Genomic DNA, 22,349 nt, shown 5'->3' with positions numbered 1-22,349 from the left:
CGCGCCCATTTTTCACAAATAACAGCTACGTGGCTGTCGGGATCAGCGGACTTTACCCTCCGCCTGTTTCAGCTCTTCCTTGTCGAAGTCATCGACATCGATCACCTTGCGTCGCGCCGCTTCGGCTTCGCGCAGGTTCTGCGCTTCTCCGGGTTGCAACACCCCGGCTTCCAGCGCCGCGTCGATGGCATGCTCGCCTGCGACCGGTTTGACCTGACCGCTTTTCAGCGAGGTGTGCAGCTTTTTATGCAGCGGTTGCGCAGCGTTCAGCAGATCGCTGGCGTGTTGCAGCGCACCCACCGCATCGTCTGGCGATTGCGGGCGATAGCAGCCAGCGAGCAGTTCTTCCAGCGCCGGATCACCTTTGGCCCGGCCGATAACGCCGGCCACTTCGGCACCGAGTTTGTCCGATGGTCCTTTGTGACGACGGCCGAACGGGAACACGATCACCCGTAGCAGACAGCCGAACACCTTGTTCGGGAAGTTGCTCAGCAGTTCATCCAGCGCGCGCTCCGACTGGCCGAGGCTTTCCTCCATGGCCCAGCGGAACAACGGCTCCATGTACGCCGGCGAATCCAGGTCGTGGTAGCGCTTGAGCGCGGCAGAGGCCAGATACAGGTTGCTCAACACATCGCCCAGGCGGGCTGACAGACGTTCGCGACGTTTCAGTTCGCCACCCAGCAGCATCATGCTGAAGTCGGCCAGCATCGCGAAAGCCGCAGCCTGGCGATTGAGTGCGCGGAAGTAGCCCTGGCTGATCTTGTCCCCCGGCGCATGTTCGAAGTGGCCGAAACCAAGGTTCAGCACCAGCGTGCTGGCCGCGTTACTGACGGCAAAACCAATGTGTTTGAGTAGCAGGCCATCGAATTCTTTCAGCGCCTGATCCTTGTCTTCCCGACCGGCCAAGGCCATTTCCTTGAGCACGAACGGATGGCAACGAATCGCGCCCTGACCGAAGATCATCAGGTTGCGCGAGAGAATGTTCGCGCCTTCCACGGTGATGAAGATCGGCGCACCGTTCCAGCTGCGTCCCAGGTAGTTATTCGGACCCATGATGATCGCCTTGCCACCGTGTACATCCATGGCGTGGCTGATGCACTCGCGACCGCGTTCGGTGAGGTGGTACTTGAGGATCGCCGACAACACCGACGGTTTCTCGCCCAGATCCACCGCATTGGCGGTCAGCATGCGCGCGGCGTCCATCATCCAGGCGTTGCCGCCGATGCGCGCCATCGCTTCCTGAATCCCTTCGAAGGCCGACAACGGTACGTTGAACTGCTCACGAATCTGCGCGTACTGTCCGGTGACCAGGCTGGTGAACTTGGCGGCACCCGTGCCAACGGCCGGGAGCGAAATCGAACGCCCGACCGACAGGCAGTTCATCAGCATCATCCAGCCTTTGCCGAGCATTTCCTGACCGCCGATGAGGAAGTCCAGCGGGATGAACACATCCTTGCCGGAGTTCGGGCCGTTCATGAAGGCTGCGCCCAATGGCAAATGCCGACGGCCGATTTCCACGCCTGCGGTATCGGTCGGGATCAGCGCGAGGCTGATGCCGAGGTCTTCCTTGTCGCCCAACAGGTGATCCGGGTCATAGGCCTTGAAGGCCAAGCCGAGAAGGGTGGCTACCGGGCCAAGGGTGATGTAACGCTTTTCCCAGTTCAGACGCAGACCAATGACTTCCTGTCCCTCCCACTGGCCTTTGCAGATGATCCCGGTGTCGGGCATCGCGCCGGCATCGGAACCGGCGAGCGGGCCGGTGAGGGCGAAGCAGGGAATATCATCGCCGCGGGCCAGACGCGGCAGGTAGTGATTGCGTTGTTCGTCGGTGCCGTAGTGCAGCAGCAACTCAGCCGGGCCCAGAGAGTTGGGCACCATGACAGTGGAGGCGAGATCGCCACTGCGGGTCGCGAGTTTCATCGCTACTTGCGAGTGAGCGTAGGCCGAGAAACCTTTGCCGCCGAACTCCTTGGGAATGATCAGGGCGAAGAAGCCGTGTTCCTTGATATGGGTCCACGCTTCGGGCGGCAAATCCATCGACTGGCCAATCTGCCAGTCAGTGACCATCGCGCAGAGTTCTTCGGTCGGGCCATCAATGAACGCCTGCTCCTCTTCGCTCAATTGCACCTTGGGATAGGCGAGCAGCTTGTCCCAGTCCGGCCGGCCGCTGAACAGTTCTCCGTCCCACCACACCGTGCCGGCATCGATCGCGTCGCGTTCGGTCTGCGACATCGGCGGCAGGGTTTTCTGGAACCAGTTGAACAGCGGGGCGGTGAAATGTTTGCGGCGCAGGTCAGGCAGCAGCAACGGTGCTGCGACCACCGCCAGCACAATCCAGAAAATCAGCAGCAGCCAGCCCGGTGCGTGACTGAATATACCCATCGCCAGCAGGTAAACGGCAACGATGCCCAGCGCGGGCAGCGGGGCGATACGCCGGTGGGCGAGGTACGCCACACCAATGATCAAAACCAGTATCCACAACAACAGCATATTCAGTCCTCCGTGAACCAAGGCAAATCGACCCTCCAGAGCTTAGACGGCATCTGCAAAACCGGGTGGTCAGAGCAAGGTGATTGAAATCGTGGGAAACCCCGGATGGTTTTCGTAGGTTCAGTGGGCAACACGTGTGGGAAATCGTTCGCCGATCCCGCGTCTTTGCGTCCAAGTTTGGCCGAAACGTCGTTATCTCTGTGCTTGAGCTGTCGCTAGACTCGGGACTCACCCAGGAGATCTGTCGTCATGCGCGAGTATCTGAGTCCCGGCCGCTTCATCGATAGTGACCACCCGGCGGTGGTGGAGTTCGCCGAACAACATCGTGGTGCCAGCCGCGATCCGCTCGAGCAGGCGATCAATCTGTATTACGCCGTGCGCGAGGCGGTGCGATACAACATGTACACCTTCAGCCGCGACCCGCAGACCTTGCGCGGCAGCTACGCGCTGGCAGCCGGTGAGAGTTATTGCGTGCCCAAAGCCACGCTGCTGGCCGGTTGTGCGCGGCATTGCGGGATCCCGGCGCGCATCGGTCTGGCGGACGTGAAAAACCATCTGTCGACGCCGCGCCTGCTGGAGCTGCTGAGAAGCGAAGTGTTCGCCATGCACGGTTACACCGAGCTGTTTCTGAATGATCGCTGGGTAAAAGCCACACCCGCGTTCAACCAGAAACTCTGCGAAATGTTCAACGTTGCGCCGCTGGAATTCGACGGCATCCACGACAGCGTTTTCCACCCGTACAACAGCGATGGCGCGTTGCTGATGGAGTACCTGGTCGATCACGGCCAGTTCGCCGATGTACCGGAAACCTTGTTCTTCGAGCATCTGCAAAAATGCTATCCGCACCTGTTCAACGACCAGCAGACGCCGCTGTCGGGTGAAATGCGCAGTGATTTCGGCGGTCGCTGATCCGGCGTATGCTGCTTGGCCACTTGATTTGAAAAGAGGCGGTCATGCTGAAAATCTGGGGACGTAAAAACTCATCGAATGTCAGGAAACCACTGTGGGCTGCCGAGGAGCTTGGCCTGGCCTACGAGGCGATCGATGCCGGTGGTGCGTTCGGTGTGGTCGACACGCCCGAGTATCGGGCGATGAACCCGAACGGGCGGGTGCCGGTCATCGAAGATGACGGTTTCGTGCTCTGGGAATCCAACGCCATCGTCCGCTATCTGCTGGCCAGGCATGCGCCGAACACGGCGTGGTATCCCGCCGATCCGCAAGCGCGGGCCATCGCTGACAAGTGGATGGACTGGACCACCTCAAGTTTTGCAGGGCCTTTTCGCACCGTGTTCTGGGGCGTTCTGCGCACCCCGGCCGACAAGCAGGACTGGCCGGCAATCAACGCCGCCATCAAAGAATGCAATGAGTTGCTGAACATGGCCGATCAGGCTCTGGCCAGTCAGCCATACTTGTCCGGCAGCGAAATCGGCATGGGCGACATTCCCCTCGGCAGTTTCATTTATGCCTGGTTCGAGATGCCCATCGAGCGCGCCCCGCAACCGCACTTACACGCCTGGTACGAGCGGCTGAAGCGGCGTGCGGCGTATCAAAAAGCGGTCATGACCGCGTTGACTTGATAATAACTATCGACACACTTGACTGTACTTGTGTGGCGAGGCCAAGCACCATTGCGTTCATGCGCCGCGGTTGCATCCCTCGCCGCCCGCCCTTGTTTATCCCTTCCTTTCCTTCATGGTGCGTAAATCAGATATGAGTTCCGCTCTGTCCATCCGGCAGCTAACCAAAACCTACGGCAACGGGTTCCAGGCCTTGAGTGGTATCGATCTGGACGTCGCCGAAGGTGACTTTTTCGCCTTGCTCGGCCCCAACGGTGCCGGCAAATCCACGACCATCGGCATTCTCTCCACCCTGGTCAACAAGACCAGCGGCACGGTGAATATCTTCGGCAACGACCTGGACAAGAGTCCGGCAGCGCTCAAGCGCTCGATCGGCGTGGTGCCCCAGGAATTCAACTTCAATCAGTTCGAAAAGACCTTCGACATCGTCGTGACCCAGGCCGGTTACTACGGCATTCCGGCGAAGATCGCCAAGGAACGCGCCGAGCAGTACCTGACTCAGTTGGGCCTGTGGGACAAGCGTGATGTGCCGTCACGGTCGCTGTCCGGCGGCATGAAGCGGCGGCTGATGATCGCCCGTGCACTGGTGCATGAACCGCGCCTGCTGATCCTCGACGAACCGACTGCCGGGGTGGACATCGAATTGCGCCGTTCGATGTGGACATTCCTCACCGAGCTGAACCAGAAAGGCATCACCATCATTCTCACCACGCACTATCTGGAAGAGGCTGAGCAGCTGTGCCGCAACATCGGCATCATCGACCACGGCACGATTGTCGAAAACACCAGCATGCGTCAGCTGCTTGGTCAGTTGCATGTGGAAACTTTCCTGCTCGACCTGAAAGGTGATCTGGCTACCGCGCCGCAACTGGTCGGCTATCCGTCGCGCCTGGTGGATGCGCACACGCTGGAAGTGCAGGTCGACAAGTCGATGGGCATCACCGCACTGTTCGGTCAGTTGGCGTTGCAGAACATCGAAGTGCTGAGCCTGCGCAACAAAACCAATCGCCTCGAGGAGCTATTCGTGTCCCTGGTGGAGAAAAATCTGTCGAAGGTGGCGGTATGAGTTCCGAATTCCGTCCCAATCTCGTCGCGCTCCAGACCATCGTTTACCGCGAGGTCAAACGCTTCACGCGGATCTGGCCGCAGACCCTGCTGCCACCTGCGATCACCATGGTTCTGTACTTCGTGATCTTCGGCAACCTGATTGGCCGACAGATCGGCGACATGGGTGGCTTCACTTACATGGAGTACATCGTGCCGGGGCTGATCATGATGTCGGTGATCACCAACTCCTATGGCAACGTGGTGTCGAGTTTCTTCGGCAGCAAGTTCCAGCGCTCGATTGAAGAGTTGATGGTTTCACCGGTGTCGCCGCATACGATATTGATCGGCTACGTCTGTGGTGGCGTGCTGCGTGGTTTGATGGTCGGCGTGATCGTGACGATTCTGTCGCTGTTCTTCACCCATTTGCAGGTGCATCACCTTGGCGTGACCATTCTGGTGGTGGTGCTGACAGCGACGATCTTCTCGCTGCTGGGCTTCATCAATGCTGTGTTTGCACGCAACTTCGATGACATCTCGATCATCCCGACCTTCGTGCTGACGCCGCTGACCTATCTGGGTGGCGTGTTCTATTCGATCACGTTGCTGCCACCGTTCTGGCAGACCGTGTCGCTGGCCAACCCGGTGCTGCATATGGTCAATGCCTTCCGTTACGGCATTCTGGGCGTGTCGGATATTCGCATCGGTATTGCGATCACCTTCATGCTGGTGGCGACGGTGGTGTTGTATTTCGGCTGCGCGCGCTTGCTGGTGAGCGGGCGCGGGATGCGTACCTGATACCCAAACCGCGGCGCTGCTATCGCGGGCAAGTCCGCTCCCACAGGGTTTAGTGTCGGTCACAAAAAATCGAGCAACCCGGATCATGTGGGAGCGGGCTTGCCCGCGATGGCGTCTTACCAGACGCCACACAGTAAAACGGCCTCCCATTGCGGAGGCCGTTTTGCATTCAAGACATTCGTTTCTTCTTGCGCCGCGCCCACTGCCGCGCCACCCACCAGCGCCAGTACATCATCACCACGAAGTAGGCGAGGGCGCCAAGCACCAGCCCGACGACTACGGAACCCAACAAGAACGGTTGCCACAACGTCGACAGTTCGCCGCTGATCCATTCCCACGTCAGTTCATCCGGCAGATGTCGCGCTGGCACATCCATCAACCACGCTCCGGCCTGATACGTACAGAAAAATACCGCCGGCATGGTGATCGGATTGGTCAGCCACACCAGGCTGACAGCGATCGGCATATTGCCCCGAACGATGATGGCCAATGCGGCCGCCACCAGCATCTGCGCCGGAATCGGCAGGAATGCCGCAAACAAACCGACCGCCATCGCACGGGCAACCGAGTGGCGATTGAGGTGCCAGAGGTTCGGGTCATGCAGCAACTTGCCGAGAAAGCGTAAGGATTTGTGTTCCCTGATGCTCGTCGGGTCGGGCATGTAACGTTTGAATAAGCGCCGGGGCATAAGGCTTCTCGGTCGGTTAAGGCGGCAAGTATGTCTGGATTCTATGAACCGCCCATTCAGACTTTGTGACAATTGTTGACGACGCTCGTGCCCGACACCCGCTATGCCTAATGCAGGGACTCTCAAGGACGGGCTTATGCGCACAGGGATGATGGCGCTGGCGGTCGGTCTGCTGGCTCCGGTTTTTATGTCGGCGTTACCGCCGGTCTGGTTGATGGTGTTGCTGCCGATCGTGGGTTTGATGTTGTTGCCGTTTCGCAGCTACCCACTGGCGTTTTTGCTGTTCGGCTTTACTTGGGCCTGTATCAGCGCGCAATGGGCCTTGAATGACCGGTTGTCCGTTGAGCTGGATGGAGAAACCCGCTGGGTCGAAGGGCGGGTGATCGGTCTGCCGCAGCACAGCGATGGCGTGGTGCGATTCGAATTGGCAGATGCACGCTCGCGTCACGAAAAACTGCCGACATTGATGCGCCTGGCCTGGTACGCCGGGCCGCCGGTCAACAGCGGCGAGCGCTGGCGTCTGGCCGTCAAACTCAAACGCCCGGTGGGTTTGCTCAATCCTGATGCGTTCGACTACGAAGCCTGGCTGCTCGCGCAACGCATCGGCGCAACCGGCACGATCAAGGATGGCGAACGTCTGACAGCCGCGCGCGGGGCCTGGCGCGATGGCATTCGCCAGCGCTTGTTGACGGCGGACGCGCAAGGCCGGGCCGGGGCGCTGGCCGCGTTAGTGCTGGGTGATGGCTCAGGACTCAGTCGCGAGGACTGGCAGATTCTGCAAGACACCGGCACCGTGCATTTGCTGGTCATTTCCGGTCAGCACATCGGGATGCTCGCGGCGGTGATGTACTTGCTGGTCGCAGGTCTTGCCCGTTATGGGCTGTGGCCGCTGCGCTGGCCGTGGCTGCCGTGGGCTTGTGGTCTGGCATTCGCGGCGGCTCTCGGTTACGGACTGCTCGCCGGGTTCGATGTGCCGGTGCGACGCGCCTGCGTGATGGTCGGCCTGGTACTGTTGTGGCGCCTGCGCTTTCGCCATCTCGGTGCGTGGTGGCCGCTGTTATTGGCATTCGACGGCGTGCTGTTGCTTGAGCCGCTGGCCAGTCTACGTCCTGGTTTCTGGTTGTCCTTCGCCGCGGTGGCGGTGCTGATTTTCACCTTTGGCGGGCGCCTCGGGGCATGGCGCTGGTGGCAGACATGGACACGAGCGCAGTGGCTGATTGCGATCGGTCTCTGTCCTGTGTTGTTGGCGCTTCACTTGCCAATCAGCCTGAGCGGGCCGTTGGCGAATTTGTTGGCGGTGCCCTGGATCAGTCTGCTGGTGCTGCCGCCGGCATTGCTCGGGACTTTGCTGTTACCGGTGCCGTATGTCGGCGAATGGCTGCTGTGGCTGGCGGGTGGTTTGATCGATTGGCTGTTTCAGGGTTTGGCCGTGATCGCCGGGCAATGGCCCGCGTGGATTGCACCGTCAATTCCCGAGTGGGCGTTGCTGATGGGCAGCCTCGGCGCCGTGCTGTTGCTATTGCCGCGTGGTGTGCCGATGCGTCCGTTGGGCTGGCCCCTGCTGCTGGTGCTGGTAGCGCCGCCACGCGAGAAACCGGGCGAAGGATTGGCCGACATCTGGCAACTCGATGTCGGCCAGGGCCTGGCGATTGTGGTCCGTACCCGGCATCACGTTTTGCTCTATGACGCCGGGCCGCGTTTCGGGGATTTCGATCTCGGTGAGCGCATGGTGCTGCCAGCCTTGCGCAAGCTGAATGTCGAGAAACTTGACCTTATGCTGCTCAGTCACGCGGATGCCGATCACGCCGGCGGCGCATTGGCCGTGGCGCGTGGTTTGAAAGTGAATAGAGTCATCAGCGGCGATCCACCGGGACTGTCTGCTGAACTGAACGCCGAAACGTGTGAAAGTGGCCAGCAATGGCAGTGGGACGGTGTCAGTTTTCAACTCTGGCAATGGACAGATGCCCATGACAGCAACCAGCGTTCCTGCGTGTTGCAGATCGAAGCCAATGGCGAGCGCCTGTTGCTGACGGGCGATATCGACACTCGCGCCGAACGTGTTTTTCTGCAAAGCCCTCTGGCTGTTGAAACGCAATGGCTGCAAGCACCGCACCATGGCAGCCGCAGTTCCTCATCCATGGCCCTGCTCAAGACATTGAAACCTCAGGCAGTGCTGATTTCTCGCGGTCACGGCAACTCGTTCGGCCATCCGCACCCGACGGTTCTGGCGCGGTATCGCAAACAAGGCCTGCGCATTTACGACAGTGCCGAGCAGGGTGCCATTCATCTGCAATTGGGTACCTTCAAAGCGCCATGGGCGATGCGCCAGCAGCCGCGTTTCTGGCGCGATCCGCCCGCACTGGCCCGTTGATCGGGCGCACGCGACTGCGACATCACGGTCGTCGGGGCGGCGGGTCCTGATCGCGAACCGGTATGGTAAAGTGGCGCACTTTTTCGAGGGGACTGTCACTGTGTGGGAATTGGTCAAATCCGGCGGCTGGATGATGTTGCCGATCATTCTGAGTTCCATCGCTGCCATGGCGATTGTCGCCGAGCGTCTGTGGACCCTGCGCGCCAGTCGCGTCACCCCCGAGCATCTGCTGGGCCAGGTCTGGGTCTGGATCAAGGACAAACAGCTCAATAAAGAGAAGCTCAAGGAATTGCGCGCCAATTCGCCGCTGGGGGAAATCCTCGCTGCCGGTCTGGCCAACTCCAAGCATGGTCGCGAGATCATGAAAGAGTGCATCGAAGAGGCCGCCGCTCGGGTCATTCACGAGCTCGAGCGCTACGTCAATGCTCTGGGCACCATCGCCGCGATGTCACCGTTGCTCGGTCTGCTGGGTACGGTGCTGGGCATGATCGATATTTTCAGCGCCTTCACCGGTTCCGGCATGACCACCAATGCTTCGGTCCTGGCCGGTGGTATCTCCAAGGCGTTGATCACCACAGCCGCAGGCCTGATGGTCGGTATTCCGGCGGTGTTCTTCCACCGTTTCCTGCAACGCCGCATCGACGAGTTGGTGGTGGGCATGGAGCAGGAAGCGATCAAACTGGTTGAAGTGGTGCAGGGCGACCGTGACGTCGATCTGGCTGAGGGCCGCGCGTGAAATTCCGTCGCAAGCCTCGGGAAACGATCGACATCAACCTCGCGTCGCTGATCGATGTGGTGTTCATCCTGCTGCTGTTTTTCGTCGTGACCACTACGTTTACCCGCGAAACCCAGTTGCGCGTTGATCTGCCGGAAGCCGTCAGCGGCTCGCCGGCCGAAGATCAGCAGCTCAAGCAGATCGACGTGGCCATCAGCGCCGAAGGGGTGTTTTCGGTGAACAACAAGGTTCTGCCGAAAAACGATCTGGCGACTCTGATGGACGCCATGCAGAAAGAATCCAACGGTGATACCAACATGCCGTTGTCGATCAGTGCCGACGGCAAGACTCAGCATCAATCGGTGATCACCGCCATGGACGCGGCCGGCAAGCTCGGTTTCAGCCATTTGCGCATGACCACGGTCGAGGCGGCGCCCAAGTCCTGATGAGCCTGTCCGATCGTTTGCTCGCCGCGTGGTATCAGGGGCACCCGGCCCTGACGCTGCTGCGGCCGCTGGAAATGCTCTATCGCCGCGTCGTGGTGGGCAAACGCCAGCGCTTTCTTGATGGCCAGGGCGAGATCTATCAGCCGCCAGTGCCGCTCATTGTGGTCGGTAACATCACTGTCGGCGGTACTGGCAAGACGCCGATGATCCTCTGGCTGATCGAGCATTGCCGCCGCAGCGGTTTGCGTGTCGGCGTGGTCAGTCGTGGCTACGGTGCCAAACCGCCGCAGTTGCCTTGGCGAGTGGAGGCCGAGCAGAGCGCTGATATTGCCGGCGACGAACCCCTGTTGATCGTCCAGCGCACCGGCGTGCCGCTGATGATCGACCCCGATCGCAGCGCAGCGGTCAAAGCCTTGCTCGCCAGCGAACCGCTGGATCTGATTCTTTCCGACGACGGCATGCAGCATTACCGCCTCGCACGGGATCTGGAGCTGGTGCTGATCGATGCCGCCCGTGGCCTCGGTAATAAACGTTGCCTGCCGGCTGGGCCGTTGCGCGAGCCGATCGAGCGCCTGCAAAGTGTCGACGGCGTGCTGTTCAATGGCGCGACGGCTGATCGTGAAGACGGTTTCGCCTTTCGTCTGCAACCCACGGCGCTGGTCAATCTGCGCAGCGGCGAGCGCCAGTCGCTCAAGCATTTTGCGCCGGGGCAGAGCGTGCACGCGGTGGCCGGGATCGGCAATCCGCAACGTTTCTTCAATACCCTCGAAGCGCTAGACTGGCGAGCAATCCCGCATGCGTTTGCCGACCACGCCGAATACAGCGTTCAGGCCTTGAATTTCACACCGTCATTGCCAGTGGTGATGACCGAAAAGGACGCGGTGAAGTGCCGTGCCTTTGCTGCTGCCGACTGGTGGTATCTGGCGGTCGATGCCGTGCCGTCGCCGGCCTTCGTGGTCTGGTTCGACACGCAGCTGATGCGCCTGTTGCCGGATCGTCTTTTGCCTTAACTCTTCTATCCAGGGAATGTTCATGGACACCAAATTGCTCGACATCCTCGCGTGCCCGATCTGCAAAGGCCCGCTCAAGCTCAGCGCCGACAAGACCGAGCTGATCAGCAAAGGCGCCGGCCTGGCCTATCCGATCCGTGACGGCATCCCGGTGATGCTCGAAAGCGAGGCCCGTACCCTGACCACTGACGAGCGTCTGGATAAATGACCACTGCCTTCACCGTTGTCATTCCGTCGCGTTTCGCCTCGACCCGCCTGCCGGGCAAGCCGCTGCTGGACATCGCCGGCAAACCGATGATCCAGCACGTCTGGGAACAGGCGAGCAAAAGCAGCGCCGCCCGCGTGGTGGTTGCGACTGACGATGCGCGCATTGTCGAGGCCTGCAAGGCCTTTGGCGCCGAAGTGGTGCTGACCCGTGAAGATCACAACTCCGGCACCGATCGTCTGGCTGAAGTTGCGGCGAAACTGGGCCTTGAACCCGACGCAATCGTGGTCAACGTGCAGGGCGACGAGCCGCTGATTCCGCCAAGCGTGATCGATCAGGTCGCCGCCAACCTGGCTGTCCACATCGAAGCGCGCATGGCCACCCTGGCCGAGCCGATCGAAGATGTGGAAACCCTGTTCAACCCGAACGTGGTCAAGGTCGTCAGCGACATCAATGGGCTGGCGCTGACTTTCAGCCGAGCCACCTTGCCGTGGGCTCGCGACGCGTTCGCCAAGAGCCAAGAGCAATTGCCCGAAGGCGTGCCGTACCGTCGTCACATCGGCATTTATGCCTACCGCGCCGGTTTCCTTCAGGACTTCGTCAACTGGGGTCCGTGCTGGCTGGAAAACACCGAATCCCTCGAGCAGCTGCGTGCCCTGTGGCATGGCGTGCGCATTCATGTGGCTGATGCCTTGATCGCGCCGCCAACCGGCGTCGACACCGTCGAAGACCTTGAGCGCGTTCGACGCCTGCTGGAGGCCTGATGCGCGTTCTGTTCGTGTGCCTGGGCAACATTTGCCGTTCGCCCACCGCCGAAGGCGTATTGCGCCACAAACTGCGGGAAGCAGGGCTGGCGGATCAGGTCGAAGTGGCCTCTGCTGGCACCGGCGACTGGCACGTCGGCAATCCACCGGACAAACGCAGTCAGGCTGCGGCCAAACTGCGCGGTTATGATTTGTCGGCGCAGCGCGCCCAGCAGGTCAGCCGCGCCGACTTCGCCAGCTACGACCTGATTCTGGCCATGGACAACAGCAACCTGCGCAATCTCAAGGCGTTGCAACCGTCCACCGGCAAAGCCGAGCTGGACCTGTTCCTGCGACGCTATGCCGGGCTGGTCGATGAAGTGCCGGATCCGTACTACGACGGTGATCAGGGCTTTGAGCAGGTGCTGGACCTGATTGAAGCAGCGTGTGACCAATTGCTGATCGAAGTGAAGGGCCGGTTATGAGTTTGCAGGTACAAGCGCAGGTTTCGCTGAAACCGTTCAACAGTTTTGGCGTCGACGTTAACGCACAACTGTTCGCCGAGGCCCACAGCGACGCAGATGTACGTGAAGCGCTGGCTTATGCCACAGCGCACGACGTGCCATTGCTGGTGATCGGCGGTGGCAGCAACTTGCTGCTGACCGCAGATATTCCCGCGCTGGTGCTGCGCATGGCCACTCGCGGAATCCGCGTGATCAGTGATGACGGCAGTCGCGTGGTGATCGAAGCCGAGGCCGGTGAACCTTGGCATGCCTTTGTGCAGCACACCTTGGCGTCGGGTTTTTCCGGTCTGGAAAACCTCAGTTTGATTCCCGGCACCGTCGGCGCCGCGCCGATGCAGAACATCGGTGCCTACGGGGTCGAGATCAAGGATGTGTTCGCCGGGCTTACCGCGCTGGATCGCCAGACTGGCGAGCTGCGTGATTTCAGCCTGGAAGAATGCAACTTCGCCTACCGCGACAGCCTGTTCAAGCAGCAGCCGGGACGCTGGTTGATTCTGCGGGTGCGGTTTGCGCTCGACCGCGTCGCTCATTTGCATCTGGAATATGGCCCGGTGCGTCAGCGCCTGACCGAGCAAGGCATTGAACAGCCAACACCCACCGACGTCAGCCGCGCCATCTGCAGCATCCGCAGTGAAAAACTGCCGGACCCGGCGGTGCTCGGCAATGCCGGCAGCTTCTTCAAGAATCCGTTGGTGTCGGCGGCACTGGTCGCGCAGATCAAGGAGCAGCATCCGGATCTGGTCGCCTACGCGCAACCGGATGGGCAGATGAAACTGGCGGCGGGTTGGCTGATCGAGCGTGCTGGCTGGAAAGGTTTCCGTGAGGCCGATGCCGGCGTGCATAAATTGCAGGCGCTGGTGCTGGTCAACTACGGCGCAGCCACCGGCCTGCAACTGCTGGATCTGGCGCAACGCATCCAGAAAGATATTGCCGAACGTTTCAATGTCGAGCTGGAGATGGAGCCCAATCGTTATTGAGACTACGCTTCAGGTCGGTATCCAAAGCCCTGCACTGATAAAAAAGTGCAGGGCTTTTTTGTTAATCGCGGGTTAACGTAGCCAGCTAACGATAACCGTCATTTGCTCCATCAAAGGCCCGGTGCAGACGTCGCCGTCAGCACGAGAGAGCCTGTGCCAACCACATATCAGTCAGCGATGACCCCTGTGGCGAGGGAGCAAGCTCCCTCGCCACAGGATCAGTGTTCAGCTTCACTGATGTGTATCGGCCGATTAGCCTGAGTCGATCTGCGCGAACCACACCGCTGATTTCCGGCGGCAGATTGCTCGACCCCATAACCACTAGAAATATGCGGGCGTGCCCATGATTACCCTGAAACTCAACGGTCAAGACCATCCCCTCGATGTCACCGAAGACATGCCACTGTTGTGGGCGATTCGTGATGTCGCCGGTTACAACGGCACCAAATTCGGCTGCGGCATGGGCCTGTGCGGCGCCTGCACCATTCATATCGATGGGTTGCCTGCACGCAGTTGCATCACGCCGATTGGCTCAGTGGTCGGGCAAAACGTCACCACCATCGACAATCTTCACGCTGACCCGGTCGGGCAAATCGTTCAGCAAGCCTGGCTCGACACGGCTGTCGCGCAATGCGGTTTCTGTCAGGGCGGGCAGATCATGTCCGCCACGGCGCTGCTCAAGACCAACCCCAACCCGAGCGACGAGCAGATCGAAGAAGCGATGGTCGGCAATATTTGCCGTTGCGGCACCTACAACCGGATCAAAACCGCGATCCGTCAGGCCTCCACTCATCTGAAGGAGGTCAAGGCATGAGCCGTCTTCCGAACGATTTCGCCCTGAGCAATCTCAGTCGCCGAGGCTTTCTCAAAGGTGTCGGCGCAACCGGTGCGCTGGTGCTGGCCGCCAGTTGGGGCTGGCAGGATGCGCTGGCCGACGAGAAGGAAAAGAAATTCGGCGCCGATGGCATGCCCAACGGCTGGATCGATGATCCGAAGGTCTACGTCAGCATTGCGGCCGACGGTACGGTGACGGTGGTGTGCAACCGTTCGGAAATGGGCCAGGGCGTGCGCACCAGTCTGACCATGGTGGTTGCCGACGAACTTGAGGCTGACTGGGCTCACGTCAAAGTGCAGCAGGCCCCGGGCGATGAAGTACGTTTCGGCAACCAGGACACCGACGGTTCACGCAGCATGCGCCACTGGTACGAGCCGATGCGTCGCTGCGGCGCCGCTGCCCGGACCATGCTTGAGCAAGCCGCCGCCGACCAATGGAAAGTGCCAGTCGGCGAGTGTCACGCGCAGTTGCACAAAGTCGTTCATAAACCGTCCGGTCGCGAGCTGGGTTATGGCGAACTCGCCGCCGCGGCCAGTGCGTTGACGGTGCCGGCGCGTGACAGCCTGCGGCTCAAGCAGCCGTCGGAATTTCGCTACATCGGCAAAGAAGGCAACAAAGCCATCGACGGTGACGACATCGTCAACGGCCGTGCGGTGTACGGTGCCGATGTGCATTTCGACGGCATGCTCTACGCGACCATCGCTCGTCCGGCGGTGTACGGCGGCAAGGTCAAATCGCTGGACGACAGCGCCGCGCTGAAAGTGCCCGGTGTGCTTAAAGTGATCCAGATCGAAAACCGTCCGTTGCCTTCGGAGTTCCAGCCATTGGGCGGCGTGGCGGTCGTTGCGAGCAACACCTGGGCGGCGATCAAGGGCCGCGAGGCGCTGAAGATCGAGTGGGACGATGGCCCGAACGCCAGTTACGACTCGATTGCCTACCGCAAGGAGTTGGAAGCCGCATCGCTGAAGCCCGGCAAAGTGGTACGCAACACCGGCGATATCGACAAGGCCTTGAGCGGTGCTGCCAGCAGCCTTGAGGCTTCTTATTACCTGCCGCATCTGGCGCAGGCACCGATGGAGCCGATGGTTGCCATTGCCCGTTATAACAACGGGGTTTGCGAAGCCTGGGCGCCGAGTCAGGCGCCACAGGTGACCCGTGAGCGCATCGCCGAACGTCTCGGTCTGCCGTTCGATAACGTCACCTTCAATGTCACGCTGCTGGGTGGCGGTTTCGGGCGCAAGTCGAAGCCTGACTTCGTCGTTGAAGCCGCGATCCTCGCCAAGGAATTTCCCGGCAAAGCGCTGCGGGTGCAGTGGACGCGCGAAGATGACATCCACAATTCGTATTTCCACACCGTGTCCGCCGAATACCTGAAGGCCGGGATCGGCAAGGACGGCATGCCGTCCGGTTGGCTGCATCGCACCGTCGCGCCAAGCATTACCGCACTGTTTGCCCCGGGCATGAACCATGAGGCAGCGTTCGAGCTGGGCATGGGTTTCACCAACATGGCTTATGCCATCCCCAACGTGCGTCTGGAAAATCCCGAAGCCACTGTACACACGCGGGTCGGCTGGTATCGCTCGGTGTCGAACATCCCCCACGGTTTTGCGATCCAGAGTTTTGTCGATGAACTGGCGCACAAGGCCGGTGTTGATCCGTTGAAGTACCAGATCAAACTGCTCGGCCCGGATCGACAGATCGATCCGCGCACCCTGAGCGAAGAGTGGAACTACGGCGAATCCCCCGAGCGTTATCCGATCGACACCGGGCGTATGCGCACCGTGCTGGAAACCGCGGCCAAGGCAGCCGGTTGGGGACGTCAATTGCCCAAGGGGCGCGGCCTCGGTCTGGCGGTGCATTACAGTTTCGTCACCTATGTGGCGGCGGTCATTGAAGTCGAGGTCAAAGACGATGGCACGCTGATCGTGCACAAGGCGGACATCGCCGTGGATTGCGGGCCGCAGATCAACCCTGAGCGCATCCGTTCGCAGTTCGAGGGGGCCTGTGTCATGGGGCTCGGGAATGCGGTGCTGGGTGAGATCAGCTTCAAGGACGGCAAGGTGCAGCAGGATAACTTCCATATGTACGAAGTCGCGCGCATGTCGCTCGCGCCGAAAGAGGTTGCGGTGCATCTGGTGACGCCGCCGGGCGATGTGCCGTTGGGCGGTGTCGGTGAGCCGGGTGTGCCGCCGATTGCGCCGGCGCTGTGCAATGCGATCTTCGCGGCCACCGGTCAGCGTATTCGCAATCTGCCGGTGCGTTATCAGTTGCAGGGCTGGCAGAAGGCCAAAGCCTGATGGACAGCGCTGATCTCAATGTTCTGCGCAGCGTGCTCGAATGGCGCCGCGCCGGTCAGCGGGTGGTGTTGTTCAGTGTGGTGCAGACCTGGGGCACCGCGCCCCGGGCTCCCGGCGCCATGCTGGCGTTGCGCGAGGACGGCGTGGTGATCGGCTCGGTGTCGGGCGGGTGTGTCGAGGATGACTTGATTGCCCGCCTGCACGACGGACGGATTGCCGCTGACGGGCCGCCGGTGCAATTGATCACCTATGGCGTCACGCGGGAAGAGGCGGCGCGCTTCGGCTTGCCGTGCGGCGGTACGTTGCGTCTGACTGAGGAGCGGGTCGGTGATCCGGCCTGGGTCGCCGAGCTGTTGGCGCGTTGCGAAGCCCATGAGATCGTCGCCCGTGAGCTGAATATCGAAACCGGTGAAGTGGTTCTGACTGCCGCGAGCAAATCCGACTCGCTGGAATTCGACGGCAAGACCCTGCGCGCGATTTATGGCCCGCGCTGGCGGCTGCTGTTGATCGGTGCCGGTCAGTTGTCGCGGTACGTGGCGGACATGGCGCGGTTGCTGGATTTCGAGGTGCTGATCTGCGATCCACGCACCGAATTCGTCTACGGTTGGGAAGCGCACCACGGTCGTTTCGTCCCCGGCATGCCGGATGATGCGGTGCTGAGTATCCAGACCGATGAGCGCACGGCGATTGTCGCGCTGACTCACGACCCACGGCTGGATGACATGGCGTTACTCACAGCGCTGGATTCGCCGGCCTTTTATGTTGGAGCGCTGGGCTCGCGGGTCAACAGTCAAAAACGCCGGGAGAATCTGGCTCAGCTAGGCTTGTCGGAACAAGCCATCGCTCGTTTGCACGGGCCGATCGGCTTGCACATCGGCAGTCACTCGCCGGCAGAAATCGCTTTGTCCTTGCTGGCGGAAATCGTCGCGATCAAGAACGGGGTCGAGTTGAAACAGAAGAAAACAGTGGAGGGCGCATGAGTCGATCGATCGGCGTGGTGGTGCTGGCAGCGGGCGAGGGCAGCCGCTTCCGCCAGGTTGCCGGTGCAGACAAGGACAAGTTGCTGGCCGATTGCACCGGCCGCGATGGCGCCGTGCGTTCGGTGATCGAGCAGGTGTTGGTGAATCTGCCGGCCAGTCTCGACAAGCGCGTGCTGGTGACCACTGAAGCGCGGCCGCAGGCAATGCGCATGGCTCAGGCGTATGGGTGTGAGGTGGTTTCGATCGAGTCTACCGGGATGGGCGACAGCATTGCAGCCGGTGTGGCGGCGTGCCCGGAAGTGGATGGCTGGTTGATCGTGCTGGGGGATATGCCGTTTATCCTGCCGTCGAGTATCGAGCGGGTGGCGGCGGCAATGGCTGACGATGCGGTGAGCGTGCCGGTGCAGGCTGGCGAGTTTGGGCATCCGGTGGGGTTTGGGCGTTCGTTTGGTCCGGGCTTGCTTGCGTTGAACGGTGATCGCGGGGCCAGGCCGTTGTTCAAGCAGGGGCGGGTGGTTGAGGTTGCAGTGGATGATCCCGGAGTGTTGTGGGATATCGATGTGCCTGAAGCGCTGGTGTTCGCTCGATAGCCCTCACCCTAACCCTCTCCCGGAGGGTAAGGGGACTGACCGAGGTGTTCTTTGGAGAGATACCGACTAAACATCAAGTCGAACTCAGGTTTTGAACAGCACGAAAATCGGCTCCCTTTCCCCCTCTCCCTCTGGGAGAGGGTTGGGGTGAGGGGGATAGATCTGCAATACGCTCCAAAAGCTGAGGTATAAAAAAGCCCCGCCTGAATTATCAGGCGGGGCTTTTTATTGGCTTTTGGAATCAGACGAGAGGTTTAGGCTCGTGTTCTTTTTCCTGGGCCTCTTCGTGTTGCTCTACCGCGTCCTGAACGGAGCGTGGAGCTTCAGCGATGACCGATTCAACAACGGCTTCTTCAGCAACCGGGGCAGGCGCTGCCTCGACCACTTCAGCAACAACGGCTGGCTCGGCAGCAACCGGAGCAGCAGCGGCCGCCAGTTCGGCTTCTTTCGCCAGACGCTCTTCTTCACGCTTGCGACGACGCACTTCACGTGGATCGTTTGGCGCGCGACCATTTGGCGTCAGGGCGCTGGCTGGAGCTGGCTCAGCCACCGGGGCTGGAGCTTCGGCAGCCACTGGCGCTTCGACCACCGGTGCTTCAACGACTGGCGCTGGAGCAGGTTCGGCAACCTTGGCTTCTTCAACCACTGGCGCTTCGAATGCAGGCGCTGGTGTTTCAGCGACGGCAGGCTCGGCAACCCAGTTGAATGCGGTTTGCTCTTCGCGAACTTCACGCACGGTTTCGGTCACGGTTTCAGCGACGGTTTCGACAACCGGCTCTGCAACAACGACTGGTGCCCCGGCGACTTCAGCAGCAGGTTGAGCGAACGCTTCAAACTGCGACTGGGCTTCGCGAACCGGAGCCACTTCAACCTCTGGAGCAGCAGTCACTTCTACTGGAGTGGTTGCTTCAACAGCGGGAGCTTCAACAACCGGTGCTTCAACTGGAGCGGTTTCCAGCGTCGCAGCAGTAGCGCGTTCAGCTTGCTCGTGAGCTTGGGCTTCTGCCGGAGCGCTGATCACGGTGCTGGCAACAGCAGCGGTAACAGCGAGGCCAGCAGCCAGATCGGCAGTGCTTGGCGCTTCAGCGTTTTCGCCGGTTTCGGATTCGGACTCTTCCGAACCTTCGATCACGTTGCCGTTGGCATCACGCTGACGCTCACGACGGTTGCTGCGACGACGCTGGCCGCGGGAGCGACGACGTGGACGATCGCCTTCGGCGTTCTCCGAACCGTCTTCCGGCAGTTGCTCTTCATTGCTGATGACTTCTTCTTCAGCAACGACAGCAGCGGCTTGCTCAGGACGCGGTTGACGCTCTTCACGCGGCGGACGCGGTGCGCGTTCTTCACGTGGCTGACGGGCCGGACGCTCTTCAGCGGTCACGGCTGCAGCGGTGGCAGCAACTGGAGCAGCGTCCAGAGGTTCGCGCAGTTCACGTACACGTTCTTCACGCTCGCCACGAGGCTTGCGATCTTCGCGCGGAGCGCGCGGTGCACGTTCTTCACGCGGAGCACGTGGCGCGCGTTCTTCGCGGGCTACTGGCGCTTCGGTGCGGGCTTCACGAGGCTCGCGGACTTCACGGGCTTCGCGTGGCGCACGCTCTTCACGCGGCTCGCGTGGGGCGCGTTCTTCACGTGGAGCGCGCTCTTCGCGCGGCTTGCGTTCTTCATCGCGACGACCGTTACGGTTGCGGCTCTGTTGACGACCGTTGCGACGCTCTTCGTTGCGGGCCGGACGTTCGGCGGCTGGTTTTTCAACCACAACCGGAGCGGCTGGTTCTTCTTTGGTCGCGAACAGGCTGACCAGCGATTTCACCAGACCTTTGAACAGGCTTGGTTCTGGCGCGGCAACCGGAGCAGGCGCTGGGGCAACAGGTGCGGCAGCTTCGGTCGGAACCGGAGCGTTGGCACGGGCCGGAGCGGTCTTGACCGCGGCTTCCTGACGAACCAGGGTACGGGTCGCAGCGGCTGGCTGGACTTCTTCGACTTCGGCAGCGGCGGCTGCGATTTCGTAGCTGGACTGGTTCGTCGCGGCTTCCGGGCTGTCGTCACGCAGACGCTGAACTTCGAAGTGCGGGGTTTCCAGGTGATCGTTCGGCAGAATGACGATGCGAGCACGGGTGCGCAGTTCGATCTTGGTGATCGAGTTACGTTTTTCGTTGAGCAGGAACGCCGCCACCGGGATCGGCACTTGAGCGCGAACTTCGGCAGTGCGGTCTTTCAGGGCTTCTTCTTCGATCAGACGCAGGATCGCCAGCGACAGCGATTCAACGTCACGGATGATGCCGGTGCCGTTGCAACGCGGGCAGACGATGCCACTGCTTTCGCCCAGCGATGGACGCAGGCGCTGACGGGACATTTCCAGCAGGCCGAAGCGCGAGATGCGGCCGATCTGCACGCGAGCGCGGTCGGCTTCCAGGCATTCGCGGACTTTCTCTTCCACGGCGCGCTGGTTCTTGGCAGGGGTCATGTCGATGAAGTCGATGACGATCAGGCCGCCGATGTCGCGCAGGCGCAACTGGCGAGCGATTTCTTCAGCCGCTTCAAGGTTGGTCTGCAGGGCGGTTTCTTCGATGTCGCTGCCTTTGGTGGCGCGCGCCGAGTTGATGTCGATGGACACCAGGGCTTCGGTCGGGTCGATGACGATGGAGCCGCCGGAAGGCAGTTCAACGACGCGCTGGAAAGCGGTCTCGATCTGGCTTTCGATCTGGAAACGGTTGAACAGCGGAACGCTGTCTTCGTACAGCTTGATCTTGCTGGCGTACTGCGGCATCACCTGGCGGATGAAGGTCAGGGCTTCGTCCTGAGCTTCAACGCTGTCGATCAGCACTTCGCCGATGTCCTGGCGCAGGTAATCGCGAATGGCGCGGATGATCACGTTGCTTTCCTGGTAGATCAGGAATGGCGCGGAGCGATCCAGCGAGGCTTCTTTGATGGCGGTCCACAGTTGCAGCAGGTAGTCGAGGTCCCACTGCATTTCTTCGCTGCTGCGGCCCAGGCCGGCAGTGCGCACGATCAGACCCATGTCGGCCGGTGCAACCAGGCCGTTCAGCGCTTCACGCAGTTCATTGCGCTCTTCGCCTTCGATGCGGCGGGAAATGCCGCCGGCTCGCGGGTTGTTCGGCATCAGCACGAGGTAACGACCGGCCAGGCTGATGAAGGTGGTCAGGGCGGCGCCCTTGTTGCCACGTTCTTCTTTTTCGACCTGAACGATAACTTCCTGGCCTTCGCTCAGGACGTCCTTGATGTTGACGCGGCCTTCAGGGGCTTTCTTGAAGTATTCGCGCGAGATTTCTTTGAGGGGCAGGAAGCCGTGGCGCTCGGAGCCGAAATCGACAAAGGCAGCCTCAAGGCTTGGTTCGATGCGAGTGATACGGCCTTTATAGATGTTGGCCTTTTTCTGCTCGCGTGCACCGGATTCGATGTCCAGGTCGTAGAGGCGTTGGCCATCTACCAGTGCAACACGCAACTCTTCGGGTTGAGTTGCGTTAATCAGCATTCTTTTCATGTAGTACCGTCGGTTTCCGGGCTGCCGGAAACGGCGTTCGGCACACACGACTTCTCACGGTCGGTGTCAGGTGCGTCGGGAGTGGTTGGCCATTCCCGTGTCCAGCGATGTACGACCAATTGGGCCGATACCGCGACGTACGCGTCCTGCTTGCTGTGGCTACTTAAGCACTCAGTCAGGAGGAGGAATCAACCGTGGCTGTGGACGAGATGAAGCGTCTTGATAAAGCCTATTGCTACACAGTCCAGCGGTTGTGCATCTCCACCCTACACGTATCCCTGATAATTCGGGTGCTGCCGCGCGCAGAATCCGCAGCGGGTTGGCATTTACCGTGAGCTCCGAAAGGGGAGGTCACGCATCATGGCTAATTCAGGCGGTGTTTCCGAAGCGTTCGCTCGGGGTCATCTGCAGCTGACTGCACTTTGTGAACTGGCCTCGAATATTTGCCTGCCGGGCGAGTAGAAACTCTGCTCGGCGGTGTGATTCAGGCCTCATGTCACCTGCGCTTGTTACAACCGCAAACTCCACCGTTACGTAGCGAAAGCCCCGTAGGA

The 22,349-nt window shown here is 60.8% G+C and carries 19 protein-coding genes; 16 read left to right on the top strand and 3 right to left on the bottom strand.

The window, feature by feature from the left end; translation table 11 throughout:
• Positions 1–42 precede the first annotated feature (42 nt).
• Positions 43–2,490 (bottom strand): acyl-CoA dehydrogenase, encoded by a 2,448-nt coding sequence (locus ACVVH8_RS21860; protein WP_103307271.1) that lies wholly within the window; start codon positions 2,488–2,490, stop codon positions 43–45.
• Between the two features lie 249 nt (positions 2,491–2,739).
• Between ACVVH8_RS21860 and ACVVH8_RS21855 the strand changes: the two genes are divergently transcribed.
• From ACVVH8_RS21855 to ACVVH8_RS21840, 4 genes are all read left to right on the top strand, one after another.
• Positions 2,740–3,399, top strand: a complete 660-nt coding sequence (locus ACVVH8_RS21855; RefSeq protein ID WP_475226311.1) for a transglutaminase-like domain-containing protein — start codon at positions 2,740–2,742, stop codon at positions 3,397–3,399.
• Between the two features lie 44 nt (positions 3,400–3,443).
• A complete protein-coding gene (locus tag ACVVH8_RS21850; RefSeq protein ID WP_475226309.1) occupies positions 3,444–4,067 on the top strand; it encodes a glutathione S-transferase family protein in 624 nt (207 codons plus the stop codon).
• Between the two features lie 133 nt (positions 4,068–4,200).
• Positions 4,201–5,133 (top strand): ABC transporter ATP-binding protein, encoded by a 933-nt coding sequence (locus tag ACVVH8_RS21845; RefSeq protein WP_475226307.1) that lies wholly within the window; start codon positions 4,201–4,203, stop codon positions 5,131–5,133.
• Positions 5,130–5,909 (top strand): ABC transporter permease, encoded by a 780-nt coding sequence (locus ACVVH8_RS21840; protein WP_103307267.1) that lies wholly within the window; start codon positions 5,130–5,132, stop codon positions 5,907–5,909. Before ACVVH8_RS21845 ends, ACVVH8_RS21840 begins: the two co-directional genes overlap by 4 nt.
• A gap of 169 nt (positions 5,910–6,078) precedes the next feature.
• On the opposite strand, the gene ACVVH8_RS21835 is transcribed toward ACVVH8_RS21840, so the two are convergent.
• Entirely contained in the window at positions 6,079–6,597 is a 519-nt protein-coding gene (locus tag ACVVH8_RS21835; RefSeq protein ID WP_103307266.1) for a DUF2062 domain-containing protein, read from the bottom strand.
• Between the two features lie 136 nt (positions 6,598–6,733).
• On the opposite strand from ACVVH8_RS21835, the gene ACVVH8_RS21830 reads away from it, so the two are divergent.
• From ACVVH8_RS21830 to ACVVH8_RS21775, 12 genes are all read left to right on the top strand, one after another.
• A complete protein-coding gene (locus ACVVH8_RS21830) occupies positions 6,734–8,968 on the top strand; it encodes a DNA internalization-related competence protein ComEC/Rec2 (RefSeq protein ID WP_475226303.1) in 2,235 nt (744 codons plus the stop codon).
• A gap of 100 nt (positions 8,969–9,068) precedes the next feature.
• A complete protein-coding gene (locus ACVVH8_RS21825) occupies positions 9,069–9,704 on the top strand; it encodes a MotA/TolQ/ExbB proton channel family protein (RefSeq protein WP_007908216.1) in 636 nt (211 codons plus the stop codon).
• Positions 9,701–10,129, top strand: a complete 429-nt coding sequence (locus tag ACVVH8_RS21820; RefSeq protein ID WP_103307264.1) for an ExbD/TolR family protein — start codon at positions 9,701–9,703, stop codon at positions 10,127–10,129. Before ACVVH8_RS21825 ends, ACVVH8_RS21820 begins: the two co-directional genes overlap by 4 nt.
• Complete coding sequence (gene lpxK / locus ACVVH8_RS21815) at positions 10,129–11,139, top strand: tetraacyldisaccharide 4'-kinase (RefSeq protein ID WP_475226301.1); 1,011 nt, start codon at positions 10,129–10,131, stop codon at positions 11,137–11,139. The genes ACVVH8_RS21820 and lpxK overlap by 1 nt, the downstream gene beginning before the upstream one ends.
• A gap of 22 nt (positions 11,140–11,161) precedes the next feature.
• Entirely contained in the window at positions 11,162–11,347 is a 186-nt protein-coding gene (locus ACVVH8_RS21810) for a Trm112 family protein (protein ID WP_003174668.1), read from the top strand.
• Positions 11,344–12,108, top strand: coding sequence for a 3-deoxy-manno-octulosonate cytidylyltransferase (kdsB, locus tag ACVVH8_RS21805; RefSeq protein ID WP_475226299.1), 765 nt, complete (start codon positions 11,344–11,346; stop codon positions 12,106–12,108). Before ACVVH8_RS21810 ends, kdsB begins: the two co-directional genes overlap by 4 nt.
• Positions 12,108–12,572, top strand: a complete 465-nt coding sequence (locus ACVVH8_RS21800) for a low molecular weight protein-tyrosine-phosphatase (RefSeq protein WP_103307261.1) — start codon at positions 12,108–12,110, stop codon at positions 12,570–12,572. Before kdsB ends, ACVVH8_RS21800 begins: the two co-directional genes overlap by 1 nt.
• Complete coding sequence (gene murB, locus ACVVH8_RS21795) at positions 12,569–13,588, top strand: UDP-N-acetylmuramate dehydrogenase (RefSeq protein WP_475226296.1); 1,020 nt, start codon at positions 12,569–12,571, stop codon at positions 13,586–13,588. Before ACVVH8_RS21800 ends, murB begins: the two co-directional genes overlap by 4 nt.
• 343 nt (positions 13,589–13,931) lie before the next feature.
• On the top strand, positions 13,932–14,402 hold the full coding sequence (locus ACVVH8_RS21790; protein ID WP_213026287.1) for a (2Fe-2S)-binding protein: 471 nt from the start codon (positions 13,932–13,934) through the stop codon (positions 14,400–14,402).
• Positions 14,399–16,720, top strand: coding sequence for a xanthine dehydrogenase family protein molybdopterin-binding subunit (locus tag ACVVH8_RS21785; RefSeq protein ID WP_103307258.1), 2,322 nt, complete (start codon positions 14,399–14,401; stop codon positions 16,718–16,720). Before ACVVH8_RS21790 ends, ACVVH8_RS21785 begins: the two co-directional genes overlap by 4 nt.
• The gene (locus ACVVH8_RS21780) at positions 16,720–17,700 is read left to right on the top strand and encodes an XdhC family protein (protein WP_213026285.1); all 981 of its coding nucleotides are present in this window, start codon (positions 16,720–16,722) and stop codon (positions 17,698–17,700) included. The genes ACVVH8_RS21785 and ACVVH8_RS21780 overlap by 1 nt, the downstream gene beginning before the upstream one ends.
• Positions 17,697–18,290: a nucleotidyltransferase family protein gene (locus tag ACVVH8_RS21775; RefSeq protein WP_475226294.1), complete on the top strand. Its 594-nt coding sequence runs from the start codon at positions 17,697–17,699 to the stop codon at positions 18,288–18,290. The genes ACVVH8_RS21780 and ACVVH8_RS21775 overlap by 4 nt, the downstream gene beginning before the upstream one ends.
• A gap of 241 nt (positions 18,291–18,531) precedes the next feature.
• On the opposite strand, the gene rne is transcribed toward ACVVH8_RS21775, so the two are convergent.
• The gene (gene rne / locus ACVVH8_RS21770; protein ID WP_475226292.1) at positions 18,532–21,795 is read right to left on the bottom strand and encodes a ribonuclease E; all 3,264 of its coding nucleotides are present in this window, start codon (positions 21,793–21,795) and stop codon (positions 18,532–18,534) included.
• Positions 21,796–22,349: the final 554 nt, after the last annotated feature.

Source organism: Pseudomonas trutticola BRTCR10 (assembly GCF_056155105.1).
Note: the sequence above shows the minus strand (reverse complement) of the source record. Positions and strands in the feature narration are given on the sequence as shown.